15 protein-coding genes and 2 pseudogenes are annotated in these 18,580 nt (G+C 45.8%); 6 read left to right on the forward strand and 11 right to left on the reverse strand.

Annotation, left to right across the window (positions count from 1 at the left end; all coding sequences use genetic code 11):
* The first annotated feature begins 138 nt into the window (after nt 1–138).
* On the forward strand, nt 139–2,595 hold the full coding sequence (locus BIT28_RS17335) for a Lon protease family protein (protein WP_075766010.1): 2,457 nt from the start codon (nt 139–141) through the stop codon (nt 2,593–2,595).
* Nucleotides 2,596–2,629: 34 nt separating this feature from the next.
* Here BIT28_RS17335 and yqfB read toward each other — a convergent pair whose 3' ends face one another.
* Nucleotides 2,630–2,947 (reverse strand): N(4)-acetylcytidine aminohydrolase, encoded by a 318-nt coding sequence (gene yqfB, locus BIT28_RS17340; RefSeq protein ID WP_075766230.1) that lies wholly within the window; start codon nt 2,945–2,947, stop codon nt 2,630–2,632.
* Nucleotides 2,948–3,269: 322 nt separating this feature from the next.
* Here yqfB and BIT28_RS17345 point away from each other — a divergent pair, with 322 nt between their 5' ends.
* The gene (locus tag BIT28_RS17345; RefSeq protein WP_075766012.1) at nt 3,270–5,363 is read left to right on the forward strand and encodes a methyl-accepting chemotaxis protein; all 2,094 of its coding nucleotides are present in this window, start codon (nt 3,270–3,272) and stop codon (nt 5,361–5,363) included.
* Between the two features lie 83 nt (nt 5,364–5,446).
* Here BIT28_RS17345 and BIT28_RS17350 read toward each other — a convergent pair whose 3' ends face one another.
* Both BIT28_RS17350 and BIT28_RS17355 read right to left on the reverse strand, forming a co-directional pair.
* Nucleotides 5,447–8,134, reverse strand: coding sequence for a DEAD/DEAH box helicase (locus BIT28_RS17350; protein ID WP_075766014.1), 2,688 nt, complete (start codon nt 8,132–8,134; stop codon nt 5,447–5,449).
* 54 nt (nt 8,135–8,188) lie between these two features.
* Nucleotides 8,189–9,388 carry an MFS transporter gene (locus BIT28_RS17355; protein ID WP_075766016.1) on the reverse strand — a complete coding sequence of 400 codons (1,200 nt, stop codon included), beginning with the start codon at nt 9,386–9,388 and terminating at the stop codon, nt 8,189–8,191.
* 87 nt (nt 9,389–9,475) lie between these two features.
* On the opposite strand from BIT28_RS17355, the gene soxR reads away from it, so the two are divergent.
* Nucleotides 9,476–9,910, forward strand: coding sequence for a redox-sensitive transcriptional activator SoxR (gene soxR / locus BIT28_RS17360; RefSeq protein ID WP_075766018.1), 435 nt, complete (start codon nt 9,476–9,478; stop codon nt 9,908–9,910).
* Between the two features lie 40 nt (nt 9,911–9,950).
* Here the strand turns inward: soxR and BIT28_RS17365 are convergent, their stop codons facing one another.
* Nucleotides 9,951–10,844, reverse strand: a complete 894-nt coding sequence (locus BIT28_RS17365; protein WP_075766020.1) for an AraC family transcriptional regulator — start codon at nt 10,842–10,844, stop codon at nt 9,951–9,953.
* Nucleotides 10,845–11,030: 186 nt separating this feature from the next.
* Here BIT28_RS17365 and BIT28_RS17370 point away from each other — a divergent pair, with 186 nt between their 5' ends.
* Entirely contained in the window at nt 11,031–11,933 is a 903-nt protein-coding gene (locus BIT28_RS17370) for a DMT family transporter (protein WP_075766022.1), read from the forward strand.
* Nucleotides 11,934–12,007: 74 nt separating this feature from the next.
* On the opposite strand, the pseudogene BIT28_RS17375 reads toward BIT28_RS17370, so the two are convergent.
* The 5 genes and pseudogenes from BIT28_RS17375 to BIT28_RS17395 all read right to left on the reverse strand — a co-directional run bounded on the left by BIT28_RS17375 (nt 12,008) and on the right by BIT28_RS17395 (nt 14,598).
* Nucleotides 12,008–12,395: pseudogene (locus BIT28_RS17375) on the reverse strand (carboxymuconolactone decarboxylase family protein).
* 58 nt (nt 12,396–12,453) lie between these two features.
* Complete coding sequence (locus tag BIT28_RS17380) at nt 12,454–12,795, reverse strand: MerR family transcriptional regulator (protein WP_075766024.1); 342 nt, start codon at nt 12,793–12,795, stop codon at nt 12,454–12,456.
* A 152-nt stretch (nt 12,796–12,947) separates the two neighbouring features.
* Complete coding sequence (locus BIT28_RS17385; protein ID WP_075766026.1) at nt 12,948–13,547, reverse strand: rhomboid family intramembrane serine protease; 600 nt, start codon at nt 13,545–13,547, stop codon at nt 12,948–12,950.
* Between the two features lie 62 nt (nt 13,548–13,609).
* The gene (locus tag BIT28_RS17390; RefSeq protein WP_075766028.1) at nt 13,610–14,137 is read right to left on the reverse strand and encodes a P-loop nucleotide/nucleoside kinase family protein; all 528 of its coding nucleotides are present in this window, start codon (nt 14,135–14,137) and stop codon (nt 13,610–13,612) included.
* 11 nt (nt 14,138–14,148) lie between these two features.
* Nucleotides 14,149–14,598, reverse strand: coding sequence for a GNAT family N-acetyltransferase (locus BIT28_RS17395; RefSeq protein WP_083651921.1), 450 nt, complete (start codon nt 14,596–14,598; stop codon nt 14,149–14,151).
* A 179-nt stretch (nt 14,599–14,777) separates the two neighbouring features.
* Here BIT28_RS17395 and BIT28_RS17400 point away from each other — a divergent pair, with 179 nt between their 5' ends.
* The gene (locus BIT28_RS17400) at nt 14,778–15,611 is read left to right on the forward strand and encodes a helix-turn-helix domain-containing protein (protein ID WP_075766030.1); all 834 of its coding nucleotides are present in this window, start codon (nt 14,778–14,780) and stop codon (nt 15,609–15,611) included.
* On the opposite strand, the gene BIT28_RS17405 is transcribed toward BIT28_RS17400, so the two are convergent.
* Nucleotides 15,586–16,998, reverse strand: a complete 1,413-nt coding sequence (locus BIT28_RS17405) for an MATE family efflux transporter (protein ID WP_083651924.1) — start codon at nt 16,996–16,998, stop codon at nt 15,586–15,588. The genes BIT28_RS17400 and BIT28_RS17405 overlap by 26 nt on opposite strands.
* A gap of 238 nt (nt 16,999–17,236) precedes the next feature.
* Nucleotides 17,237–17,887 (reverse strand): annotated as a pseudogene (locus tag BIT28_RS17410) (protoglobin domain-containing protein).
* A 112-nt stretch (nt 17,888–17,999) separates the two neighbouring features.
* Between BIT28_RS17410 and BIT28_RS17415 the strand changes: the two are divergent.
* On the forward strand, nt 18,000–18,557 hold the full coding sequence (locus BIT28_RS17415; RefSeq protein ID WP_075766034.1) for a MarR family winged helix-turn-helix transcriptional regulator: 558 nt from the start codon (nt 18,000–18,002) through the stop codon (nt 18,555–18,557).
* Nucleotides 18,558–18,580: the final 23 nt, after the last annotated feature.

Genomic DNA, 18,580 nt, shown 5'->3' on the forward strand with positions numbered 1-18,580 from the left:
CTCGATGTTGATAAGCACCTAGCTGTCATAACGCGCCTGTCAGCGGAGTTTCGCCAAGATTAAAGCGTAAAGTCAGTAACACCTATCATTGGTTATTATACTTAGCGATACAACAACAATGACAGGTGACCCAATGCTATGAAAGGTATTTCATCAAAGGCTAACCCGCGCAGCAAGGAGGCGATCCCGACCCAAGCAACAAAACTTACCGCAGCCGAGCTTTTTCACCCATGCGATCCAAATCAGTTTGATTTTGATACAACTGATGACATTAACCATAGTAGCCCCCTTCTCGGGCTGGATCGCGCGATAGATGCAATCAGGCTAGGAGTAGGAGTCCAATCGGCTGGTTTTAATATCTTCTTGATGGGCTCTACCGGACTTGGCAAACATGTCATTGCGCAGCAACTCCTTCTTCAGCATCGAGATCCAGACAAACCGCTGTTTGACTGGTGTTATGTCAATAATTTCAGAGACGGAAACAAGCCTGTAGCACTTCAGTTACCCGCGGGAATGGGCAAAAAGCTGAAATCTGAAATACATACACTCATCGAGGCATTAAAAAAAACGGTTCCGACATTATTGCAAAATGAAGACTACGTCCAACATGCAGATCGGTTGCAAAACGAGCTTAACGAAAAAGAGATAGCAGCCTTTCAGTCGATAGAGGAAAAGGCCAAGGCACAAAGCTGCATCTTGAAGCGCTCAAAAAACGGCTACCTTATTCACCCAATCAAAGAAGACAAAGTGCTCAGTAAAGAGGAATTCGACAAGCTACCAGATGAAGAGAAAGTAGTTATAGACAAGTCAATTGAGGAGCTACGCCTCTTGTTGGTTAACCTCCTAAAACAGGTTCCTCACTGGGATCAGGAAATGAAGGAGAAGAAAAGCAAACTAGAACGTGATTATATGTTAATAACCGTCGACTATCTTATCGGCCAGTTGCCGGAAGAGTTGTTAGCCATCGACTCCGTTAGCCAGTATATAGAGAACCTGAAAAGGCACGTTCTCGACAACATTCCTCTCTTCAATGGCAGCCTTGAAACAGAGATCAACGAGTACACAGGTCAAAAACTCAGCTTTAGCCCTTACACCGTTTATGAAGTCAACATCATCGTTGATAACAGTGATACTGACGCGTCACCAGTAATTTATGAGGACAATCCAACTTACGCGAACTTAGTTGGCCGAATTGAGCACAAAGGCGAGCTGGGCACTTTTATCACCAACTTCACCTTAATTAAACCGGGCGCCTTTCACCGAGCCAACGGCGGATTTTTAGTTGTTGATGTTATTCAATTACTCAACAAACCTTTCGTATGGGACGTATTTAAACGTACCTTGCTGTCAAACCAGATCAAACTCCAGCCTCTTGAACAGTTTCTTAGCGTCAATAGTATTGCCAGCCTTGAACCCGATAGCATTCCTCTTGATGTCAAAATTATCCTCATTGGCGATCGAATGATGTACTACATGCTCAAACAATACGACCCCGAATTCAGCCAGCTTTTTAAGGTTCAGGCTGACTGCTCAGAAGAAATCAATCGCACGGAGGAGTCATGCTTGCTTTTTTCACAGCTTATCGGGCAGTTACAGTCAGACGCAAAAGCACGCCCGCTTGATCGGAGTGCAGTGGCAAGGCTCATTGAGTTTGCCGCTCGGCAAGCGGAAGACGGCGAAAAGCTCACTCTCCACCGGGGCAATATCAGCGCTATCATACTCGAAGCAGATTTCTTGGCCAGGCAACATGAGCAGGCCGTTATCACCAGCAATGCGATTCAGCAAGCCATTGATGCAAAACAGTTTAGAAGCGGCTACCTGAAAGAGTGCATCACCGATAATATCCAGCGTGGTATTAACCAAATCGATACTCAGGGAAGTAAAATCGGCCAGGTCAACGGGCTTTCAGTTATCAGTATTGACGAGAATATGTTCGGCCGCCCCTGCCGTATTACTGCAGTGGTTCATCTCGGACAAAGTAATGTCGTCAACATTGAGCGCGAAGTCGATATGAGCGGTCCAAGCCACTCAAAAGGTGTCATGATCCTAACGGCCTATCTGCGCGAGCAATACGAGCAAAAGCAACCCCTTTCCTTCTCGGCCACCCTCACTTTCGAGCAATCTTACGGCATGATAGATGGCGATAGTGCCTCTGCAGCAGAGCTCTGTGCCTTGCTGTCAGCAATTGCACAGGTCCCGATAAAACAAAACATAGCCGTTACTGGCGCCATTGATCAACATGGAAATATCGAAGCCATCGGTGGGGTCAACGAGAAGATCGAAGGCTTCTTTGATATTTGCAGTCTTAAAGGACTAACTGGCGAGCAAGGCGTCATCATTCCTAGAACAAACCTTGCTCACTTAATGGTTAACGAAAACGTTCGCCAGTCCGTTCAAAACGGCAACTTCCATATCTGGGTTGCAGATCATGTTGATCAAGTGATGAATCTCCTCACCGAGGTTGCGATGGGAAAAATAAATACTAAGAGTCAGTACCCCGCCAATAGTATCAATGCCGCAATCATCACCCGTATTAAACAGATGAATAAAGCGCTTAATAACTCTGGTAGCTCAAAGCCCCCCAAAAGAGGGTAGCTATAGTTATCTGTGTAAGCCTAGGCTGGCACTATTACTGTGACAGCTTATAGATGATAACATACAACTGCTCAATGCCCGGATAGATCTCCTGGATAACGTCCTTTAGGACCGGCAGGGACATATTTTCTTGTACTGCATGAAAATCGGATAGTTCATCAAATAAGATTGGCTCTACCGACAGGATTTCAAGGCTGCAAAACTCTCTCCCCTCTTCCAGGGTAGACACACGGACAACCGTTCCCGGCACATAGTTATTTTCCGACTCGTCTCGGATTGTGATTGTCTTTTTGCCAGCTAAGATATCGGTTTCAAAACGTTCAAAGAACGTCATTGTTGTTGGTATTGTCATAATTATTTGTCGTATCATCGTTTTAAGGGCGGCCATTGTACCCGAGAGGCCCCCAGATAAAAGTACATCCACTCAGGAATACCTCAGCAGTCACACAACCATTCAAATCAACTGCCTGAGGATATTAACAAGTCATTAATTAATGCCCATAAGGTATTAATGCTTCCACACATCCTGTTAATTTGTTTTGTATATAATGCTGTTTCAGCTTTTTTAATACCTTTTCATCGATAACTATTCATTTCCTAAAACACGATGAAGCCACAAAGCCTCAACAAGAACAGCTGAATCACAATAACCATATAATATAAAAGGATATTTCGTGTTTAAAACAATTCGAACACGTATTGCCATCAGCGCTGGTATTGCTATGGCATTTACACTACTTATTGCAATGGGAATGACAACAAGAGCATTTACTAATGTTAACCAGCAGGTAAGTGAAAAGGTTACTGTCCAACTGAGTGATGCAACCAACCTCAATTTGAAGGCTACAGCTTCTGAGCAGGGAAAAACCATCGCCAACAAGCTATTTCCAGTGCTGGCCAACCTCAACCAAATACGCTCAATTATCGAGTTAAGCGGAGAGAACGGCTCGGGTGCCAACACCATAGTCAAACAGTTTATTGCAGCCCTGGAAGCCCAGGATCGTGCTGTTTTTGCCGGCTACATGGTGTGGGAGAAAAAAACCTGGCCTGCAAGCTCTGAACTGGCAGCATCGGCAGCAATCAACAGCAAAGGCTACCTGGCACCTTTCTTCTCACCTAACAGCAACAACAGTTTTGATCCTGTTGCGATGGAAAGCTTCAGCAATACAAAACTCAACAGTAACGGCGAACGTACTGACGACTGGCACCTCATGCCTTACGAAACAGGCCAAACCTTTGTAATGGAGCCTTACATGTACCCGGTTCGTGGCAAAGAAGAGCTTATCACGACAATTAGCCAGCCAATCAAAGTCGGCGGTCAAATCATCGGCTCGCTGGGCTTTGACCTTTCACTGGCTGAACTTCAGGGGCAAAGTGAAAACCTTGCTCGTGATTTATTCCAGGGTGAAGGCAACATCATCATCACATCCTGGAAAGGCGCGGTATTGGCTAACAGTGGTACGCCATCTCAGGTTGGCAAAAAAGTCGCCAGCGAGCTGGCATCACAATGGTCAAATATTCAGACTCTTGCACGTCAGGAAGGTATAGACCGCATCACCATTGGTGCCGAAGAATATGCCATTACCTCTGTCGATACCTCAGGGGCACCGTGGATCGTGATGGTTTCCGTACCGGGTAGCAAACTAGTTCAAAGCATTTCAACATTTGAAAGCTGGATTGGGAGCCAAAATGACCATGCTATTCAGAAAGGTGTTTTGGCAGGCTTGATAGCTGCCGCTCTAGGTATCGCGACTATCGCCTTCATTGCCAACTCGCTTGGAAAAGTGCTGTCAAACCTTGTTGAGCGATTCAAAGATGTCGCTCACGGCGATGGCGATCTGACCTACCGGCTGGATGTGAAGGGGCAAGATGAAACCGCTCAGTTGGCCCATTGGTTTAACACCTTTCTCATTCGCCTGCAAGAAACACTCTGCTCGGTAAAACAAACGGCGGATCAGGTTGGCTGCAACGCACAGGAAGGCAAAGCCAAAGCTGAAGATTCCAAAGAAAAACTGAATGCTCAAGTCAACGAAGTGAACTCTCTGGCAGCGGCAATTAATCAGATGACGGCATCGGCGCAGGAAGTCGCCGGTTCTGCTGTGCAGGCAGCCGCTGCGGCAAGTCAGGTGCAGTCCAACAGCCTCAGCGGCATGGGGCAAATGGACAACACAGCAACGGCTGTCAGTGAATTGGCAGGTCGCATCAACGATGCCCAGGAGCAGATTCAAAACCTTGCCCAGTCAAGTTCAGCAATTCAAGGGTTGCTCACTGAGATCGGTGGTATTGCCGATCAAACAAACTTGCTGGCACTCAACGCCGCGATTGAAGCTGCCCGAGCAGGAGAGGCAGGCAGAGGCTTTGCCGTTGTTGCCGATGAAGTACGTAACCTGGCGACTAGAACACAAACGTCGACAGAAGAAATTCGCACTATGTTGGGTCGCCTTGAACAAGATACCCAGTCTATCATGGTATCTATGCAACAAAGCCAGCAACAGGCTGTGGATACCAAAGAGGAAACACAGGCAGCTCAGCATGCCCTTGCTGAAATCAATGAAGCCATCGAAGTGATCAATGACATGAACAATCAGATTGCCTCAGCCGCTGAAGAGCAAAGTGCTGTTGCAGAAGAGATCAATCGCAATGTGGTTGTTATCAACGATACGGCAACAGAGGTCATGGATAGTATGACTTCCTCTCTGCTCACCAGTGAAGCGCTCGACGAAAGTGCAACAGATCTTCACAAAGAGCTGGGCAAATTCAAAACCTAAGCGATAACACCCTTTCGTTTATCCTATCCAGGCGGCCAGCTATTTATAACTGGCCGCTTTTTCATTTCACCACGGTTACCGATTCACAGCACTACCCGATGACGAATAGCCTCGACTACCTGCTCGCTGTCTTTCTGCCACATGGCATAAGATACCGGCAGCACTTCCAATCCTGCTCGGGAAAGCATTTGGTAAGTATCAAGATCAAATGAGGATTCAAACTCACCGCGATAACCGATAAGATCAATGCCAAGGATCTTGCCGCTGTACTCGCAAACGATATCTACATCCTGCCCTGCGATTTCAAACCCAATCCAGACCGACATACCTAAAGCCTCAAGCCGCTCTTTGAGTAACTCGGTAAATGTACATGCTTTCTCGATCACAGATCCCGCGACCTCTTCCTGATGAGCGAAATCCAGATAACGGCGGAATAAATTATTATGACTAAGATCTTCAGGATCCAGCGAATAAACCACAATCTGCTTTTCCTTCGCCCGGGTGACGGCAACATTGAAGGCAGCTTCCTGGTTCAGATAAGCTGCAGCCCGGGTCGAATTCGCATCAACCGCCATAGAGAGCACCATAATGTCTCTTTCCTCCCCCTGAAAACCATACGGTGTCGCAACACGCACGTCGAAGGCTGCAAGTTCATCCTGTGTAAATTGTTTGCAGACTGCATTTTCAATAAATTCAGCCTGATCACGATACGGTGAAATAACGCCAATCGTCGGTTTTAGTGGTGCATGCCTGTATCTCTCAACATGCTTTGAGAGGAGTTCAATCACTACATTTTTCTCAGCGGTATTTCGCCCGGTTGCCGTTCGCTTGCCATCCACTCGCCTGAAGTGCAATGCAGGCTGAGCAGACACACTCGGCCTTGATTGCATCACCTTCAAGCGCCCGTTATAAAACTGGGCATTACTGAACGCAATCAAGGAAGATTTACTGCGATACTGTTCATTCAAAAAGGCGACACAGGCCTGCGAGCCTAGTGAATCAGAGACAACATCCAGCAGCGATTGATTACGGTAGCTGTATTTCACCGGCGTACTCTCTGCAAAACCGCTCTGCTTCCATAATTCAGCCTGTTTCGTTTTCGACAGAAACGACACATGCCGTAGCTGTTTGTCATCACCGACTACCACCGCCCGTTTCGCCCGATGCAGCGCAGGAAGTGCACTGGCAATGTCACATTGGGTCGATTCGTCAAAAATCACCAGATCAAACATGGACTCTATCAGTGGCAATGACTGGCTCAACTCATCGACGGTAACCAGCCATATCGGAAACGCCTCAAGTACCGTCGTCACATCCAGCTTTGCAAAGCGTTCTGCCTGAGTTTTCGAGTTCATTGACTTTAATGCACGATTAAAATCCTGCAATACCTGCCGGCGAGAGTCTAACAAGCCACTGAGCTTTTCATTTCGGTAAACATTGATGTAATCCATCGCTATTTGATGAAAAGCCTGGCGATGCTCCGCCAATGCCTGATGGCTTTGCCATAACACCTGCTCGTCTTTTAACGAATGGTAGATATTTGCCATGCCTTTTTGCAGCCAGGAGCCACTACTCTCACCTCCCGCATAACGAGCGGCCCATAATGCCCGTTCAAACGCAGCCTGATGTTTCTCAACACCTTTTCTCGCCTTCTTGACCTGTTTCTTCATCACTTTCGCTGAGTCTTGGCACTCAACACCCTGGAACAATATGGTATCGAGATACTGGCGCATCGTTTTAACGAAGCTCAATGCGTTAGCATGAACAAAACCGCTTTCCAGACCAAAGTCATGCCTTAGCTTTTTGCCTATCACATCTATCGCCTGCTCTGTTTTCGTAACAACCAGAACAGACTCCCCGTTTAACATCCGGTCTATGGCAATAGCAGCAATGGTAAAACTTTTTCCGGTGCCTGGCGGTCCCGAAATCACGCTCAAGGGCTGTGATGCAGCATTCTCCAAAGTCTGTATTTGGGCATTGCTTAACTTATAGCTAAGCAGATCGACAGCAGTGCTCAGTTGCCCAGTTGGGGCTGCAACCCCTTCGAATATACCCGTCAAAGGCCGTGCGTAATGGGGCTGCGCAATAAGCTGATTGAGCTCGTGCAACACACCTCGTACACCACGAGAGCGATCCGCCAAAATGAGCATGCCGGCACAAGCTATGGAGACTGATTTAACTGACTTTCGACGCAAAAATTCCTGCCCGTCCACCAGCTGTGGCCACCTTGCCAGTTCATCCAGGTCTTGAATGTCTGTATTTTCGCGTAGCCAACTGGTTATGAGGCCAATCTGCTCAACCGTTATAGGAAATGCAGGCACAGGGAATGAATCTACGACTGTCGTGTCGAGGTGTGGTTTGAGCAATAGCCGAAGTACATCGAGATTAACCCGCATATCTGAAGTATCGATACTGGCACAGAGATGCTCATTTTCATCATGGGATAACGTCGCGGGCAGATACAATAAGGGAGCGGCAATGCTGCGTTGGTTTGAAAAACCGGTTTTGACTGCAAGCTGTCCTTTTATCAGAAAGCAACCATAGATCAGCCTTCTCTCCCGGCGATAATTATCAGCTTGCTGGTGCAAGACCTCAGCTTCGCTCCCGGCTATTGGCAGCCGTGGCAACGTACCGGTTAACAGCAGGTCTTCATCTTTGATATAGAGCTTTCTATCTTTTCGTACACGGGTGATATTGGCTATGGACAAGTCGCTGCTGTCGGCACGATAGCAGCGACGAAAGTACTCTATGTAAGGCTTAATAGATGACACAATTGCTTCCCGGTAGCTGGTGAGGAAGTATTACAGCATAATCCCTTTTTCATGTCAGTATTGCGGTGCAAGCTCATGATCAGCTTCTATTTTCTGCCCCAGTAGCAACATCCAGATACTCGCGAACAAGACAACAAAACCCACAATGACAAAGCCGTATTCGATGGCATCGACATGGGCAAGAAAGGCAATCAATACATAGCTCAGGCTCTGGACTAGGGTTGCAAACATTGCCATCCCACCATCCACACGGCCACGTTGTGACCTCGGAATGGTATGGTGCATCCAGTTCGTTCTGGCAATACGATTGAGCGCATTAAAGAACCCAAAACCAAGCGTCAGCAACACAATATACAATGGCTGCATCACCCCGCTCATTACCAGCAATGTAAATGCCAGAATCAGCATCGAGTACTGCATAATGGCTCGGTACGACAGCATGGCTAATACTCGAGAGACCAGCACACCCGTCATCAAGGATCCAAGACCAAAAGCAATGTTATAGAACGCAACCCAGTTACCGGAGATGTTGAGATCGGCAAACCAGATAGGAACAAGTTTCCCCAGAAAAGTTAGCACCGGGTAAGACAGGCAAGAAATAAGCAGGAAGCCATAGAACCTTGGTTGCTGGGCAAAGATGCTTTTGGTCTCTTTAATCTGACTTAAAAACGGTATGTTTTTCGAGTGTCTAACCTTGCGCTGATAAGGCGTCACAACATAACTGTAAGCGGCAATACCAGACGCAATAGCTGCAAATGCGGAAAACTCTTCGATCCCCCACATCTCAAGCAGAAAAATGCCCAGCGCACCGGCCCCCAACGTGGTCCCTTGCATGACAATTTCCTGATAACCGGAAATTTTTGCATATTCCTGCTGATTATAATTTTCCTGGGTGAATGCATTGTTGGCATTCCAGGCGATATTACTTGAAACCCAAAACACCAACTGTGAAGCCGCCAAGATCCAATGCGAGCCCGCTCCCACCCAGAACGCAATACAAACCAACAGTGCCGTTGCTGACTGCGCCACTTGTACCAATATCAAAATTGTTTTCCGGGAATGCCTGTCTGTTAGCGTCGAAAAGAAAGGCGTACTAAGAAAAGATAGCCCCGTACAAACAAGTGCCGTAATCGCCACGAACGTTCCCATATCAGGCTCTTGCAACATGATCCAGGGCAACGCCATCATGAACAAACCTGAGCTGATACCATCAAAAAAGCGCCCGGACAAATATGGAATCGTTTTATTCTTCATCGTTCTTTCCGTGTGATTTCGTTAATTCACTGCTACTCTAGAACCTCAGGTTAACTTGAGGTCAAGCTCTTTTTCAGGAGAGAACGTATGGACATGAGCGTGGGCGAAGTGGCAAAACGAGCCGGGGTAACCGTGGCAACCCTTCATTTTTACGAAGAGAAAGGGCTCATTTACAGCTCCAGAAACCAAGCGAACCAACGCAGGTATGACAGACAGATATTGCGGAGAATTGCCGTGATTAAGGCGGCACAGAATGTTGGGCTAACGCTACAGGAAATCTCTGACGAGCTCGGACACCTCCCAAAACACAAGGCTCCCAAGAAGAAGGAATGGGAAGAACTTGCCCAGGACTGGCACCAGAAGCTTGAAGATAAGATCCAAAGCCTGAGAGCTCTGCAAACTCAGTTGGGAAGCTGTATACAATGCGGCTGTTTGTCACTAGATAGCTGTGCCCTGTATAACCCCGACGACTCACGCGGGATCAAGCAGGCAGGAGCCAAATTGAGCCACCCAGAGTCCTAGTACAGGCCCTATTAGGAAGAGTACATCACAACCAATCTTACTACTGATGTTCGCGGCGAAATGCTGCAGGTGTAATCCCGACTCGTTTCTTGAACTGCTGAGAAAGGTGTTGCTGAGAGGAAAAACCGCATAATAGTGCCACATCGACCAACGATTTTGTAGGGCTAGAGAGAAGTTGCTTTGCTAAGTCAACCCGTCGGGAAAGAACATATTGGTGCGGCGTGCAACCAAAACTTGTTTTAAACATCCGCGCAAAGTGAAAATCACTTAAATGCGCTAGTGCTGCCAAATCTCTCAAGGTGAATTGACTCGATAAGTTGGCCTCAATAAAATCAATCACCCGCCGCTGATTCACAGATGACAACCCACCCGTACTTAATGCCTGTCTCGGCGAGTTATGACAGTACTGACGAAGAAGGTGAAGCAATAGAATTTGCTGAGTGTGGGAAACCATCAACTTATCGGTCGAACTTTCCCAGTTCAGTTTTACTATGGTTTCTCGGATCAACTGATTGACGAATGGATCGTCAACAAAGGTACGTTCTGATAGTTCGACATGACGACCTTCTTTATCAAAGACTTGCTCAGCAAAATTTTGCAGATGAGCCTGCTCGAAATAGAAGTGGAAAAAGTTAAACGGCGCAGAGAAAGTCCAGTCTGAGCGATGGTCTTGGGGCATCAGACAAAGCTTGCCCGCACCACCGGATAGATTACCTGAACGCATGACGCGCTGGGTATTTTGGCCGCCTTCGAGATAAAAGCTTAAAGTATGGTGACCTGGTTTGTCATAACTGGCACTACCATGGCTATTACTCCAGACAGCCGTACCCATGCCACTATCTAGCCATAAATCCTTATGAAGTAACGCGGTATTGTTGGACAGCACGTTATAAACGCGCTGTCTCTTAGCCCCCGAAGTCATCCCTTTATCCATCTCACTCTCCTGTCCCGACTTCCATCAATATACTGATTTTTGAAAATCATGAACACCTGATGAAATAAAATGCGCAAGAATCTGTAAAAACAGCAAAGATATGAACGCCTCCTTCGTGCAAACGAAATAACGTTAATGGTATGAATTAAATGCCCTCAGCATTCTGGGCGAAGGAGTAACAACATAATGAATGGTATCTTATACTCAGCCACCGTATTTATTTGGGGTTCGACATGGCTCGCTATTGCCTATCAACTGGGCGATACACCCGTTGTCGTGTCTGTTGCCTGGCGGTTTGGTCTTGCCGCTATCGCACTATTTGCCATATTAGCTTTTCAAAAAAAAACACCTCGTCTTTCTGCTGAAAACCACAAATTAGCCGCTTTACTGGCTTTGTGCCTTTTCTCCAACAACTTTCTTTGTTTTTATGCAGCGACGCAATATCTCCCTAGTGGACTCAATGCTGTTGTCTTCTCACTAGCGCCGATCTTGAATGCGCTTAATCTTTGGATTATTGAAAAGCGCCGTCCGTCAGCCACTTTTATACAAGGGGCACTGATAGGGTTTACTGGCGTTGTGCTGCTTTTCGCCTCCCAATTTATGAATGCAGAGATGGATTGGACCATACTACTAGGATTAATGCTCAGCCTGTTGGGTACCTATTTCTTCTCTATGGGTAATATGGTATCTGCCCATGCTCAGAGAAAAGGAATGCCACTCTTGCCGACCACGGCATGGTCAATGGGCTATGGCGCGATCTACCTAGTTGTTATTGCTCTGGTTATGGGCCTGCCACTTGGCGTAACCATGACGCCAATGTATCTTTCAGCCTTAGTTTACCTTGCCATTGTAGGATCGGTGATAGGATTCAATACTTACCTTGCTCTCGTCGGTAGGATCGGTGCTGCAAAAGCTGCGTATTGTACTGTTCTCTTTCCGCTGGTGGCACTCTCGTTATCTACCCTGTTTGAAGGCTACGAGTGGACATGCCTATCGGCACTGGGCGTTCTGTTAGTATTAACCGGTAACCTACGTGTATTTGGCATTCCACAACCAGTAAAACGTTGGTACCAATCAAGTATTGCCTAACGATGTATCGGCGAATGAAAAAGGCGCTTAATCTCGATTAGCGCCTTTTCAATGCAGCGAAGAAGATTATAAGATCAAGCCAAATCCATATTCCGCTCCATCAGCACTTCTTTAACCGCAAACATACCGTTAAGGGCTGCCGGAAAACCAGCATAGACTGACATCTGCAATACAACCTCTTTAATTTCATCCTCAGTACAACCAACATTTAAAGCTGCATTAATGTGTACCTTCAGTTGAGGCTGACAGTTACCCAGAGCAGTAAGCGCCGCAACGGTTGCAATCTCTCTTGATTTTAAATCCAAGCCTGTTCGCGAAATATATATCACCGAATGGATACTCAATAGTGAATCGAGCTAAATCAGGGCAAACGTCCTGCAAGCTTTCGATAACGCTATGCCCTGCCTTACCATCAATTTCGCTGAGCTTTTCAAAACCAATTTCGTATCTTGTCTTGTTCATTTTCTCACTCCTATTACTGATGAATGAAGCGAGGTTACAAGTTAGAGTGAACTCTAAGTCAAGGTGATTTTTGGTTCTTATAATAATCAATCTTTTTATCTAAGGCTTTCAAGTGTAGAAGTTCATCATCAATTCGGCGTCTTAAATTGCATCTATGCGCTTCCAGTAATGTCTGTCGTTCGGCTAAGTTCCTTAACTGTGCATATTCCAAGATGTTGTCCAGTGGCATTCCTGTATCTTTGAGCCTGACGATAAACTGAGCCCATTCCAGATCCCTTGAAGTGTAGACCCGGTGTCCACTAGGGTTTCTTTGAATATTCAGTAGTAAACCTATTTTTTCATAATATCTGAGTGTATGAGGCGACAACGAAGTCACCTCGGAAAAGTCCTTAATATTCATATCCACCCCTAGTTTATTCACAAGCAAACTAACTATTATTCAGAAAGTTAGCAACATTTCTAGTTCGAACATATTCGCTCGTTGATGACAAATGAGTTAGCAGTAATGGTTGGGGAAGTTTGTAAACGTATATGAGATTATTCTTATTATCTTCATATCACTTTGTGCTTGTACGCCTTCAGATAATAGAGGCTTATCGCCCAGCCCATTAGAAAACCTGTGACATGCCCTAACTTAGGATGATGAGCATAGATAAGATCTAACAACAAGGCAGGAACCATGGCAATAACAAGGGCGAACTTGAGAGAAAGTGATGTGTTAATTTCTCGCCACAAAAGCAACACCCCCAATGCTGCCACACCGAAAATGGCCTGCGAGGCACCTGTTCCAAGGTTCCAAGGCGGTTCAACGGTAAGCGTACTTATCAAAGTGCCAACGGTTCCGGATATAAACCAGAGAACGAAAAAACGAGCAGAAGCAATATACTTTTCAAGAATACAACCTAGCACTGCAAAGGACAGTACATTAAACAACATATGAAGCTGCTTTACATGAATCAATGGAGCCACAAATATGCGCCAAAGCTCCAAATTCCAAAGATGACCAAAAGTAACGCCACCATACGGCTCTAGCTGGACTATTTTAATCGCTCCAAACAGTGAACCGCTTATTTCATGATTTACCGCTAAGGAATAACATAATGTAAGTAGAGATATAATTACGGTGACAAATGGAAAGCGATTAACCTTCATAATCACTCTTTAACTCATATTGAAAATAAAGATAATTCTACCTTTTCGTTTCTATAATTTTGTCAAGAGATTGCAAATGATGTATTTCCCGTCAATATTTCGACGAGCTTCTGCAATGACTCTGATGGTGTTTTACCAAAAGTATCGATGCGAATCACTCTATCCTGCCACGGCTCATAGTGCCTATTCTGTACCTGCTGCCAACTTGGAAGCTGCAGGGTTTCGATGCTGCACTCTCGGTTCTCTACCCGGTGCTTATGTTCATTTTCATCCGAGCAATACACTTCTATGTTTATATATTCAGCATTGGCTGACGTGGCGACTTCTTGCCACTCTGCTCGTGTTAGCGAAATAGGATTACATGAATCAGCAATGACACAATGCCCCAGCTCCAAGTTATCCTTGGCTACCCGGTAGCTCAGCCTGTATCCCTCACCTTCCACCTTATAATCACACAGATCTCTTAATCCCTGCTCAACCGTATCGATTCGAAGGTAAAAAGCTCTTAATTGCTGCGATAGAAGTCGCGCCAAGGTTGTTTTGCCAGAAGCTGGCAGCCCTGAAAAAATATACAAAATCGGTTTATTCATTGGTGGTTTGCTCACAATAGTTTTGTCATGAACACCTTATTCTCACTGCGTTCATATTCCTTCCAGCCAAGATGCGAGTATAAGGTAATATTTTCACTCATCCCTGAATGAGTTACCAAGCGTATTTCGTTATGTCCACGCAGCTCTGCCTGTTTCTGGGCAAACTCAATCAAGCCCCTGCCTAACCCATGTCCCTGAAAGTCAGGATGGACGGCCACATTGGCTATTGTCGTGTAAGTTTCACTGAATACCAGAATAAGGCCGCCAACCAAGTGCTCGCCAGCACATGCTACCCACACAGGGTATGAGCGGATCTCTTCTTCATAGTCAACCAGCATCGGGGGAAGATCCTGGCCCCCTAACTTCTCTTTGAATTGGCTGTAAGCATCGTACATGCAACGAGCCAGACTATCGGCATCAGAAAGCTTGGCCTGACATATTTCCCATTTCTTCTTGTTCAATGTAATGACTCCTTCTGGTTTTCCCCGTTATCAGGCAGACGATCAATGCTCTTCTCAATATATTGCTTGTCGGCCAGCTGAACAACACACTTATCGTAGCCAATTAACCGTCGGTGTCATAGGTGGTAATTTGGGTTAAAATCGGCAAATATTTAGATCCTCAATAAAAAGGCATGCTGATGAAACATGACCACAGGATAAACATCGATCGCTTTGTCGACCTTTCCTTCGCTGAAGATGGCCACACCACCCACCACCAAGAGCACCGATTGGCCTTGCTTACCGCAGGAACGATTGAGATGGTGTACGGCTCAAAGATCGAGATCGTTGCACCTGCCATTGTCATCATCCCTCCCGGCATGCCGCATCATCCTCTAAAAGCCAAACACGCCGCTATGTACTTAATCTCTTTTTGTGTCGGATGCCTGGGAATTGATGAAGACAGCCTGTTAATGCAACCTTACCGGCAGGTTATCAATGGCTCTCTGCCTATTGTAGCCCTGGATACAGAGCGACTTCCTTTCCTGACCCAGCTTCTTGAAGCATTAAGTACTGAAAGTCAGCAATCAGGTACAGAGTCAACACCTTTGATACGCTCCTACCTCTCCATACTCTTTGGTGACATCTACCGAAAAATGGGCTCGATTGACAACCAAAGCCCAGTCAGTAAATTGACCTCGGAAGCATTGAGATACATTCACCAGCACAGCCATCAAGCGATTTCCCTCAAAGAGGTAGCAGCCGCTGTCCACCGCGTTCCCGCACATGTCGCTGCTACTGTAAAAAAAGAAACAGGCTCCACGGTCGGCGAATGGATCTGTCAGGCAAGAATAAAACAAGCCTCCTACCGATTGTCCCACACCACCCTATCGGTACAAGAAGTTGCTACCGAGCTAGACTGGAAAGATATTACGCACTTTATCCGACAATTCAAAAAGACGACCGGACACACGCCAGCCCAATGGCGAAAGCAACAAGCCACCAGGGTTAATAACGAGCCTGAGAATGGTTAATGCTCGATGTCATTGAAACTGACCGCACGTTTTTTCTCAGAAAAACAAAAGTAAGTGTCACTAAAAAAGCGGCGATCTCAGCCAACGGTATGGCCAGCCACACTCCCGTCATACCCAGGATTTTGGGCAACACTATAAGGAACGAAGCCACGAGCACCACGCCACGCATGGTGGCTACGCAAGTTGCAATCCTGGTTCTTTCTAACGACTGAAAGTAGGCACCAAAGACCAGGTTTGCCCCCATAAAAGCGGTACCGAGATAAAACCAGTGCAATGCCTGAGTCGCCAGCGCAACTTCTTCGGGAGTGACAACGTTAAATAGCAAAACTATCTGTTCTGCAAACAAGAAAATAAGGACATAGGCCAACATCCCTATCACAACGACAAACTTGAGAGAAAAACGCAACAACTCTTCAATACGTTGTGGATTATTGGCCCCGTGATTAAAACCAAACAGGGGTTGTACTGAAAAAGCGACCCCAACAAGAAATTTCATCACAAAGAACAGCGTGAAACTAATTGTCGCCAACGCAGCACCTGCTTCACTTCCACCTTGATCAATCACCGCTTTGTTAAGCAATCCAAAAGCCAATGCCCCCGATAACTCCGAGATAAAGATAGGAAAGCCTAACTCAAGAATTCGACGTTGCTCAGGTTCAACAACTCTAACGGCATATTGTCTTAATGAAAGATGGTTTCTCCCAAGATAGAAATGATATCCCATGAAGACAACAGCGACAGTTTGGGAGATACCCGTTGCAATTGCGGCTCCTTTTAGTCCCCAGTCAAAACCCAGGACGAATACAAGGTCGAGCACAACGTTCAAAACGCTGGAGATAATATTGGCATTCCGAGAAACATTGGGCGAGCCATCATTATTTAATAATAAACTGAAACTAAATCGTAGAAACAGCGTAGGCAGAAATAGCGCGAAGTAGATAAGGTATTCTTTTAAAAAAGGCTCGATGTCCGCATTGGCGCCAAGCAAGTTGACCCAAGTATCGATAAAAACTAGCAATACACCAGCAAGTATCGCTGATATCAATACAGAAAAGCTGCAACTGTAGTGAAAAACACGACTAGCTTCTGCAACTTGTTCTTCCCCTAGCTTGATGGCAACAACCATGCTGCTTCCTACGCCGATCAGCATGGCCAGTGATACCGCCACCATCAAGACAGGAAAGCTCATGCTTATCCCTGCTAGCGCCATCGTACCAACGCCATAACCCACGATAATGCCATCAGCGACTTGGTAAGCCGCCATAGTCAACATTCCGGTTAGTGTCGGCCAATATAAATTGAAAAATAAACGTTTAATTGGATCATGCCCATAGTCCATGACGTGTTCTCTCTTAGCGTGAATTACTGAGACAAACACTGTAGCCATGAAAGACCTGAGTTAGCAGAGCCACTGTTTAGGATAAATCAGCGTATTTTTAGTTTTGGTCTCTTCAGTGTTTCCTAAAAACGAACCGCACGAAAAAGCAAGTTGTGGCAACTGACTTAAACGTTATTATCCAACAATATCGCTAGCGTGAACCAGCGATACTCCGTGTGCTCCGAGTTTAATGTAACTTATTGATTCAATGGGCACTGCACAACAAATACAGGGATAATCGAAGCGACTAGAAATCCCCTTGTTTTGTATATGGATAGCTCCATAAAATCGTCTGCATAAGCACTGACTTTATCCACGCTTGATGCATTGCATTCACCTCTTCAGGAGAATAGGTCGAACGTTCCAAGAAGGGCTGTAATGTCGCTGTTACCGGATATGTTAAGGCAACTACATATCGAAATGGTATGTGTCCTACAGCCTTCGCTTTGTCCGTTTTATTTTTGCCCAAACGATGATGGCGAATGCCTATTTCATACTGATAATCTAGCCAACTCTGATCATAATTAGCATCGGCCGTATCATAGATCCACTGAATAAAGCGGGCACGAACCCGAGCAAGGTAGTTTTAATCGACTTTCTCTTTGTCATTTGAAAAGTAATGCAGCAGATGAGGCGTTGAGCCGACAAAGCCGTACCATGTATCCAAAATCTCTTCTGCATGAGGCTCTAGCACTTTACGGCTTGTTCGTAACCACTTGGCATCGTCTTCAGTAAAAAGCACTGTAGCTTTTAGAGCCTCTAAATCTTTCAATGTATATGGAGCTTTTGCTAATTGCTTGTCTCCATAGGCATAACCCGGGATCTCTTTTGCAGCTAATGCCTCTACTGAAAAAACAAATGCTGTTGTATACAACCAAATCAGTACATATTTCATCATATGCTCCTCACAAGATATCTATAGGCACTTAGTGTCGACTAAATACTATATATAAAACTATATCCGATTTCTTTTTCTTGCAAGGAATGTTTTTAGTCGATACTATCAAGTCATGAACAGCCATTCTGAACATGTCCTAGCCTTACTTGAACGCTTAAGTCGGGTCATTAATAATGATGCCGGACTGAGCGAACTCAAGCCCGCCCAGTGGGAAGCTTTACGTTTTCTGTCTCAGGCAAATAGGTTTTCGAAAACCCCTTCATCCCTAACCGCATACTTAGGTATAACTAAAGGGACAGTTTCTCAAACCCTGAATGCGCTTGAGCGTAAAGGTTTAATTTACAAGAAAAAAGATGTAGGTGATCGGCGTTCGGTTTTTTTACTGTTGACCGAGAAAGGCGAAGGCATACTCAATAATGACCCTCTCAAAGCATTGCTTGGCGCTATTGAACAACTAAGTAATTCTCAGTTGAACGCCCTATCAGGTACTTTGGAACTAGTTCTCACCAGCGCATTAGAACAACGCGCTGGAGCACCATTTGGCGTATGCAATAGCTGTAAGTATTTCAGAAAAAACGTAGCCGATGGTGCTCCTCACAGATGCGCATTACTGCAAGTCCCTCTTTCCTCGACGGAAAGTGATCTAATTTGCCGTGAGCATTCAAATTAATTCACATGGGCTATTTCGTAATA

The sequence above is a fragment of the Photobacterium proteolyticum genome, from assembly GCF_001939735.1.
Lineage (GTDB): Bacteria > Pseudomonadota > Gammaproteobacteria > Enterobacterales > Vibrionaceae > Photobacterium > Photobacterium proteolyticum.

Excerpts from the sequence above, each read along its gene's own strand:
- BIT28_RS17335 (WP_075766010.1), top strand. The coding sequence starts at position 139 with ATGAAAGGTATTTCATCAAAGGCTAACCCGCGCAGCAAGGAGGCGATC.
- yqfB (WP_075766230.1), bottom strand. The coding sequence starts at position 2,947 with ATGACAATACCAACAACAATGACGTTCTTTGAACGTTTTGAAACCGAT.
- BIT28_RS17355 (WP_075766016.1), bottom strand. The coding sequence starts at position 9,388 with ATGAAGAATAAAACGATTCCATATTTGTCCGGGCGCTTTTTTGATGGT.
- soxR (WP_075766018.1), top strand. The coding sequence starts at position 9,476 with ATGGACATGAGCGTGGGCGAAGTGGCAAAACGAGCCGGGGTAACCGTG.
- BIT28_RS17365 (WP_075766020.1), bottom strand. The coding sequence starts at position 10,844 with ATGGATAAAGGGATGACTTCGGGGGCTAAGAGACAGCGCGTTTATAAC.
- BIT28_RS17370 (WP_075766022.1), top strand. The coding sequence starts at position 11,031 with ATGAATGGTATCTTATACTCAGCCACCGTATTTATTTGGGGTTCGACA.
- BIT28_RS17380 (WP_075766024.1), bottom strand. The coding sequence starts at position 12,795 with ATGAATATTAAGGACTTTTCCGAGGTGACTTCGTTGTCGCCTCATACA.
- BIT28_RS17385 (WP_075766026.1), bottom strand. The coding sequence starts at position 13,547 with ATGAAGGTTAATCGCTTTCCATTTGTCACCGTAATTATATCTCTACTT.
- BIT28_RS17390 (WP_075766028.1), bottom strand. The coding sequence starts at position 14,137 with ATGAATAAACCGATTTTGTATATTTTTTCAGGGCTGCCAGCTTCTGGC.
- BIT28_RS17400 (WP_075766030.1), top strand. The coding sequence starts at position 14,778 with ATGAAACATGACCACAGGATAAACATCGATCGCTTTGTCGACCTTTCC.
- BIT28_RS17405 (WP_083651924.1), bottom strand. The coding sequence starts at position 16,998 with ATGGCTACAGTGTTTGTCTCAGTAATTCACGCTAAGAGAGAACACGTC.
- BIT28_RS17415 (WP_075766034.1), top strand. The coding sequence starts at position 18,000 with ATGAACAGCCATTCTGAACATGTCCTAGCCTTACTTGAACGCTTAAGT.